Origin of the sequence: Collinsella sp. BIOML-A6 (genome assembly GCF_009875845.1) — a bacterium.
Lineage (GTDB): Bacteria > Actinomycetota > Coriobacteriia > Coriobacteriales > Coriobacteriaceae > Collinsella > Collinsella aerofaciens_H.
Genome location: NZ_WWSL01000001.1, coordinates 145,882 through 153,628, shown reverse-complemented (window position 1 = coordinate 153,628; position 7,747 = coordinate 145,882). Strand labels below are relative to the sequence as shown.

The 7,747-nt window shown below is 58.8% G+C and carries 6 protein-coding genes and 1 rRNA gene; 4 read left to right on the top strand and 3 right to left on the bottom strand.

Annotation, left to right across the window (positions count from 1 at the left end):
- From rrf to uvrB, 4 genes are all read left to right on the top strand, one after another.
- Window positions 1-109: ribosomal RNA gene (gene rrf, locus GT495_RS00695) — 5S ribosomal RNA — on the top strand; the annotation flags it as partial.
- Between the two features lie 193 nt (window positions 110-302).
- On the top strand, window positions 303-944 hold the full coding sequence (gene coaE, locus GT495_RS00690) for a dephospho-CoA kinase (protein WP_161161171.1): 642 nt from the start codon (window positions 303-305) through the stop codon (window positions 942-944).
- A complete protein-coding gene (locus GT495_RS00685; RefSeq protein WP_161161170.1) occupies window positions 937-1,518 on the top strand; it encodes a lytic transglycosylase domain-containing protein in 582 nt (193 codons plus the stop codon). The genes coaE and GT495_RS00685 overlap by 8 nt, the downstream gene beginning before the upstream one ends.
- Window positions 1,519-1,569: 51 nt before the next feature.
- Window positions 1,570-3,810: an excinuclease ABC subunit UvrB gene (gene uvrB, locus GT495_RS00680; RefSeq protein WP_161161169.1), complete on the top strand. Its 2,241-nt coding sequence runs from the start codon at window positions 1,570-1,572 to the stop codon at window positions 3,808-3,810.
- A gap of 65 nt (window positions 3,811-3,875) precedes the next feature.
- Here uvrB and GT495_RS00675 read toward each other — a convergent pair whose 3' ends face one another.
- The 3 genes from GT495_RS00675 to GT495_RS00665 form a co-directional block, all read right to left on the bottom strand.
- Window positions 3,876-5,516: an NAD(P)/FAD-dependent oxidoreductase gene (locus tag GT495_RS00675; protein ID WP_161161168.1), complete on the bottom strand. Its 1,641-nt coding sequence runs from the start codon at window positions 5,514-5,516 to the stop codon at window positions 3,876-3,878.
- Window positions 5,517-5,595: 79 nt separating this feature from the next.
- Window positions 5,596-6,867, bottom strand: coding sequence for an NAD(P)/FAD-dependent oxidoreductase (locus GT495_RS00670; RefSeq protein ID WP_161161167.1), 1,272 nt, complete (start codon window positions 6,865-6,867; stop codon window positions 5,596-5,598).
- Complete coding sequence (locus GT495_RS00665; RefSeq protein ID WP_161161166.1) at window positions 6,868-7,698, bottom strand: Mrp/NBP35 family ATP-binding protein; 831 nt, start codon at window positions 7,696-7,698, stop codon at window positions 6,868-6,870.
- Window positions 7,699-7,747: the final 49 nt, after the last annotated feature.

Here is a 7,747-nt window from a genome sequence, read left to right as displayed (position 1 = left end):
GCCAGAGCATGGGGGGCACGCCCGGTCCCGTTCCGAACCCGGAAGCTAAGCCCCATCGCGCCGAGAGTACTGCGGGGCCAGCCCGTGGGAGGCCAGGGCGCCGCTGACCGGTGGACGGCACCGAGCCGTGCATGGAACTTAAGAAGGGGGAGGCCTCGCGGCCTCCCCCTTTTTTGCGTATGATAGACACCTTTAATACAAGAACTCGCCTTCATTTAGCTTGTCTTACTGTTTGGCTGTATTTTGAGTCCTTCTTTTGTATTTGCGCGATAATAACTCCCATTGGCGTTAGGGAGGACTTGATGTTTACCGTTTTTGTCTTGGGCAATATTGCTTCGGGTAAGTCGACTGCCTGCCGCTATCTCGAATCTCATGGGGCCATGCTTATCGATCTGGACGAGCTTGCCAAATCGCTGTATGTGCCAGGCTCCGATATCGTCAATGCCCTCGCGGAAGAATTCGGTTGGGACATTCTGGATGGGGAGGGCGGTATTCGCCGCAATGTCCTCGCTGGTCGAGCTTTCGCCTCTCCTGATACAGTTGCGCGGCTCAATGGCATCGTTCATCCGGTTCTTATCGAGCAGCTGTCACTGAGGATTCTTGATCCGGTCTGCTGCACGGTTTCGTCCCCCCGTTATCCCTTTGCGGTGGTCGAGGTTTCTGCCCCGACTGGTTTTGAGGATGCTTTTGGCCTGGCTGATGAAATTCTGGTTATCAGCGCTCCTTTAGCAGTTCGTCGCGAGCGTGCCATTCATCGTGGTATGGAGCCCACTGATTTTGATGCGCGGTCTGCATGTCAACCTGATGAGGCTTCGCTTTGCAATCTCGCTACGACGGTAATCGATAATGCGGCGGGCGACAACTTGCTCTTTGAACAACTGGACGCATGGCTTGTGCACCATGGCTTCGGGGATGTAGTGGATAAGGAGGAGGCCGATGTCTAGGACACGTTTCTTTACGTGGTTTCGCGTGGCGCCACTTGCCGTTGTGTTCGTCTTTGGCCTTATTTCGCTCGTCTACTCGTATGCTCCTGCCGCCTTCTTTAAGCCTTTGTATCCAATTGACTACGAGGCGTACGTAAAGCAATCGAGCATTTCGCACAATCTAGATCCGTATCTGGTGTGTGCTGTCATAAAGTCTGAATCGAATTGGGATCCCGAGGCTGAGTCGAATCAGGGCGCTCGGGGATTGATGCAACTGATGCCCGAGACTGCCCAGGATATGATTGCCTTGGGTCTTGTCGATGGTAGTGAGTATTCAGCCGACAATCTTAACGATCCCGCTACGAACATCGAGTTTGGCTGTGCGTATCTTTCATATCTTCTAACGTATTTTAACGGGTCGACGGACAGCGCTATTGCCGCATATAACGCCGGCATGGGCAATGTCGACGGATGGGCGCAACAGAGCACATCGCTTCATAATGCAATCACCTTTCCCGAGACGCAGGCTTATCTGATTCGCGTCAATAATGCCTGGGTTCGATATAAGACGCTCTATCCCGATCGGTTCGTATAGGACTATGCCTGCCGCCTGCGTATGCTGCAGATATATGAGTTAGGAGTATCAATGGCGGAATTTGAAGTTGAGCGTGTTGGAGGGGAGCTCAAACGTTTTGGCGTTGAGGGCTCTGAGGTGCCGTTTAAGGTCGTGTCCCCATACGAGCCCGCTGGTTCCCAGCCCAAGGCCATTGAGTCGCTTGTACAGGGCGTGAGGGATGGAGATCGCTATCAGGTTTTGCTGGGCGTGACTGGTTCGGGCAAGACCTTCACGATGGCCAAAACCATTGAGGCCCTGGGGAAGCCGACGCTGGTCATGGCTCCCAATAAAACGCTTGCCGCTCAGCTCGCGAGCGAGCTCAAGGAATTCTTCCCTGACAACGCCGTGGTCTATTTTGTGTCGTACTACGATTACTATCAACCCGAGGCGTATGTGCCGCAAAGCGATACGTATATCGAGAAGGATTCCTCGATTAACGAAGAGGTCGAAATGCTGCGACATCAGGCGACCGCATCGCTGCTATCTCGACGCGATGTGATCGTCGTCGCATCGGTCTCGTGTATCTATGGCATCGGTTCTCCCGAGGACTATGCGGGGCTGGCACCGAACGTCGACAAGAAGGTGCCGCTCGAGCGCGATGACTTTATCCATGCGCTTATCGATATCCAGTACGATCGCAATGACTATGATTTGGCACGTGGCACCTTCCGCGTGCGCGGCGATGTCGTCGACGTGTATCCGCCCTATGCCGAGCATCCGTTGCGGTTTGAGTTCTTTGGCGACGAGGTCGAGCTGATTGCCGAGATCGATGAGGTCACCGGCGAGATGCTGCGTGAGTACGAGGCCATTCCCGTGTGGCCGGCCTCGCACTACGTGACTGAGAAACCCAAGGTCAAAGCGGCTCTGAAATCAATCAGTGAAGAGTGCGAGAAGCGTGTGGCCGAGCTCAAGGCGACTGATAAGCTGCTCGAGGCACAGCGTCTGCAGCAGCGCACCGACTATGATCTCGAGATGCTCGAGACCATGGGTTTTTGTAACGGTATCGAGAACTACTCGCGTCATCTGGACGGTCGAAAACCGGGCGAGCCGCCGTTTACCCTGATCGATTACTTTCCTAAGGACATGCTCTGCATCATCGACGAGAGCCATGTGACGGTGCCGCAGATTCGCGGCATGCACGAAGGTGACCGCTCGCGTAAGGTGACGCTGGTGGAGCATGGTTTTCGTCTGCCTTCGGCACTCGATAACCGCCCGCTTCGTTTCGATGAGTTTGAGGCGAGGATTCCCCAGTTCATCTACGTTTCGGCCACGCCGGGCGACTATGAGCTGCGGGTGAGCCAGAACGACGTTGAGCAGATCATTCGTCCGACCGGTCTGCTCGACCCCAAGATCGATGTGCGTCCGGTTCGTGGGCAGATTGACGATCTTGAGGACGAGATTCGCGAGCGCGTGGTGCGCAAGGAGCGCGTGCTGGTGACCACGCTCACCAAGCGCATGGCCGAGGACCTGACCGACCATCTGCTTGATGCCGGCATTAAGGTCAACTACATGCACTCCGATACAGCGACGATGGACCGTGTCGAGATCCTGCGAACGCTGCGCGAGGGAAAGATTGATGTTCTCGTTGGCATCAATCTGCTGCGCGAGGGCCTGGACCTTCCCGAGGTCTCTCTGGTGGCAATTCTCGACGCTGACAAGGAAGGCTTCTTGCGCAATCGCCGTTCGTTGATTCAGACGATTGGCCGTGCGGCCCGTAATGCCGACGGCGAGGTCATCATGTATGCAGATGTTGTGACCGATTCGATGAAAGAAGCCATCGAGGAGACGCAGCGCCGTCGCGAGATTCAGATGGCATATAACAAAGAGCATGGCATTGTGCCCAAGACGGTCCGCAAGGCCATTAACGACATTTCGAACTTTATTGCCGAGGCCGAAAAGACCGTGGGCTCGAAGGGGCGCTCGAGAGGCGATTCGCTGGGTCACGGTGCGTTCTATACACCCGACGAAAACGGCGAGGGCGCCGTGCCGGAGACGGTGGCACCCGAGCAGACACTTGCCGAGCAGCTGGAAGGGTTACCGCATGACGAGCTCGTGCGGATTGTCGAGACCATGGAGGAGGACATGCGTAACGCTTCCGCCGCCATGGACTTTGAGGAGGCGGCACGTCTGCGCGATGCCGTCGTTCAGATTCGGGCGATGCTTGAGGGCGCATCTGAGGACGAAACGATCGAGCGTTTGCGTTCGCAGGCTCGCAAGGGCTCCACCTTTGCTTCGGGCAGAAAACGTCAGGGTGCACGATTCGGGAAGTAGCGAACAGGCCCCGAGTTCCCTGTGGAGCTTGGGGCCTGTGTCGTTCGGACGCGGGAGTCCGTGCACTAGAGGTCTGCTATCAGCGCCTCAGCGCAACGGATGCCGTCGGTGGCGGCACTCATGATGCCGCCGGCATATCCGGCGCCCTCGCCGCAAGGGTAAAGGCCCGGAGTCGACACGGCGTGGCATGTTCGATCGCGGGTGACGGTGACCGGGGAGCTCGAACGCGTCTCCACGCCAGTGAGGACCGCATCGGGGCGGTCATAGCCACGCAGTTTCTTACCGAGCAGGGGGATTCCCAAACGAAGCGATTCGACGATATGCTGCGGGAGGGCATCGTCGATCGCCGTCCAGGTCACGCCAAGTGGATAGGTTGGTTTTACCTTTCCGGGTGCCGTGCTGGCGCGTCTAGCAAGGAAATCTCCGACGAGCTGTGCCGGCGCGTTCCAGTTGGAACCACCCAGGCGATAGGCGGCTCGCTCGCAGGCGCGCTGGAGCTCAATGCCCGCGAGCGGATCATCGCCGGGAAGGTCGTCAGGTGTGACGTTAACGAGTAGGGCGGCATTTGCGTTGCGCCCGTCGCGGGCATTGAGGCTGGCACCGTTGACGCACAGATGGCCCTGCTCGGAAGAAGCCGCGACAACCTGTCCGCCGGGGCACATACAAAACGAGAACACGCTGCGGCCGTTGGGGAGATGGGCGACAAGCTTGTAGGGGGCTGCTCCGAGTGCCGGGTGCCCCGCCGAGGGGCCATATTGGGCACGGTCGATGTCGCACTGTGGATGCTCGATGCGCACGCCCATGGCAAAGGTCTTTTGCGCGAGGGCAACGTTATGTTCTTTGAGAAGCTCGAAAACGTCGCGGGCGGAATGGCCGCAGGCGAGAATGAGGTGCTTTGTGGCGATTGTCTTGCTTGCGGTTTCTTGGGGCGTTTGGACATCGACGCCGGTGATGGCGCCAGATTCATCGGTTCGAATATTGACGAGCTTTGTTCGATAGCGGACGGTTCCACCGAGCTGCTCGATGCGCTGGGAAATGTTGGTGACGACGGTGGGGAGGATGTCGGAGCCGATGTGCGGCTTGGCGTCCCACAGGATGTCGCGAGGTGAGCCCGCTTCGACGAAGGTCTCGAGAATCAGTCGATGGGCGGGATTCTTGGTTCCCGTGTTGAGCTTGCCGTCCGAGAAGGTCCCTGCGCCGCCCAGGCCAAATTGGATATTGCTTTCGGGGTCGAGGATACGCTCCTTAAGAAAGAGATCAATCGCTTCCGAGCGGCGAAGTGCAGGGTCGCCGCGCTCGATGAGCAGGGGTTTAAGGCCCGCTTCGGCAAGGGTCAGGGCGGCGAAGAGACCGGCGCAACCGGCGCCGACAACGACGGGGCGCTCCTTGGGTGCATTCGGGACGGGGTTGGGGAATGAAGGAGCCTCGCCGTCTACCATGCGGATGCGCGAGCGGTTGCGCTCGGCGACGCGGTCGACCACCTCCTGCTCGAGTCGGGAGCTTGTCAGCTCAACTCGAAAGCTCAAAATAAAATGAACATCTCGCTTTTTACGGGCGTCGATTGACTTGCGATGGAGCTCAATGGCTTTAATCTGGGAATCCTCGCATCGCAGGGCTCGTTTGACGGCGCGTCTACCAATAGCGAGGCAGGCGGTTTCGTCGCCGGCCTCATCGAGTGACGCGTGGACTTGGGTGATTTCGATCATCGAGGTCTCCTTAGATGCAAGAAAGAGGCCGTCCGGTGTCCCAGACGGCCCGAATGCGCTTTGATTATAGACTGCGCGGCTATAGGCTGCTTGCAGCGCGAATACCCGAGATCCAAGCCCACGCAAGGTTGAAACCGCCGCAATCGGCATCGATGTCGAGCGCCTCGCCACAGATGTAAAGTGGGGCGCCTGCCGCGTTACTCACGCAGAGGTTGGGAGCCGAGACGCTCTCGATGGGCACGCCGCCGCGCGTGACCTGGGCCGAACGCTCCTCTGTCGTTCCCTCGACGAGCAGCTTAAAGTGCTTGAGGATTGAGACCAGATGGATGACGTCGTGCGACCCGGGGTGGCACTGTTCGAATACGGTGCAGACGACGTGAGAGAACTGCGGGGCGAGCATGCCGTCGAGCCAGCGGGGGTCGCGGGGCGAAAAGCCGCCGAGCAACTCAACTCGCTGGTTGAGCATATCGAGTAACTCGTCTTTAGAGAGGTCGGGGAAAACATCGAGCAGAATCGTGTCGCCGCGCTGGACGCGACGGGAGAGGTTAAAGGCGGCAACGCCCGAGATACCAAAGGTTCGGAAGAGCACTTCGCCGTCTTCGCGCCAGAGCTTCTCGTGATTGCGGGTGAGCGTCAAACGGGCGCGGACGCGCAGGCCATCCAGTGTCTTGAGCGCAGTCTGGTTGCCGAAAACCGATGCCGACACAGGGCAGAGGACGGGGCGCTGCGGCGTGAGGGAAAGATTGAACGTCTTCGCAATGTCGGCAGGGCTGCCGCCTGTAGCGATAATTACGGCCTTTGCCTGTAGCGTCTTGTTCGTGCGAGGGGTGTCGGCGAGCGCCTTTCGAAGCGAGCGGACCTCCGTTTTTCGGTCGTCGTGCTTTTTTGCCTTGAGTGCTCGCGCGGGACGGTCTATTTGGAGTGCCCAGCCCTCGGGGGCTTTGCATGTCGAGGCAACGTTTGCTCCGCAGATCAAGGTGATGCCCAGGTGATTGCAAGCGTTGAGAAGCGCATCGCGCACCGATTCGGCGCGAAGGGAGCGCGGATACAGCCGGCCCTCCTCGGAGGTCGTCATGATGCCCAGCGAGGAGAAGAAACTGCCGAGCTCTTGCTCAGGCTGGGGACCCATGACGGATTCGACGAAAGCGGGGTGGTTGTACCGCTGGAATTCAATTGATTCGTTGGAAAGGTTGCAGCGGCCGTTGCCGGTCGCAAGGAGTTTAAGGCCGCAGGCAACATCGCGTTCAACGATGCAGGCACTTTTGCCTGCGCGTGCGGCCGTAATGGCGGCGGCGAGACCCGAGGCCCCGCCGCCGATTACCAAGACGTCATAGGAGGCGTTCGTGTTCACTTAGGCCTCGGCGGTCTCGTGCGGGGCAATGGCTTCGACGGCAGAGACGGCCTGGGGCAGCATACGTGCGGGCAGTGCGGTCTCAACCTCGCCCTTATCGCAAGCCTCGGCGAGTGCTGGATTGATGGGAAGCTGCCCCAGGATCTCGAGGTTGTAACGCTCGGCGACCTCGGGGAGCTTGCTCTTGCCAAAGACTTCGATCTTCTTGCCGCAATCGGGGCACTCGATATAGCTCATGTTTTCGACGATTCCCAGAATGGGGACGTTCATCTTCTCGGCCATGTTGACCGCCTTGGCGACGATCATCGAGACCAGATCCTGCGGGCTCGTGACGATGACGATGCCATCGACGGGCAGCGACTGGAAGACCGTGAGGGCGACGTCGCCCGTTCCCGGAGGCATGTCGACCAGAAGGTAGTCGATGGGGCCCCATGAGGTTTCGCTCCAGAACTGCCTGATGGCACCCGCGATAACCGGACCGCGCCAGAGGACGGGGTCGGTTTCGTTTTGGAGCAGCAGGTTAGAGCTCATAACCTTGACGCCGTGCTCGGAGATTTCGGGCAGCATAAGGTTGCCGAGGGCATGGACGTGACGCCCGCTCATGCCGAACATCTTAGGGATAGAGGGGCCGGTAATGTCGGCATCGAGGACACCGACCTTGTGACCGTGGCGGGAAAGCTCCGTGGCGATGGCGCCGGTGACGAATGACTTGCCGACACCGCCCTTACCGGAAAGCACGGCGATAACGCGCTTGACCTCGGACAGCGTATTCTCCTCAAATTGCGACGGTGACGTTTGCCCGCCGGCTGCCTGTGCGTGCTCGCAACCCATGTTTGACTCCTTTGTATATGTTGGGGCCGGAGCCCCGCGGTGTGACACG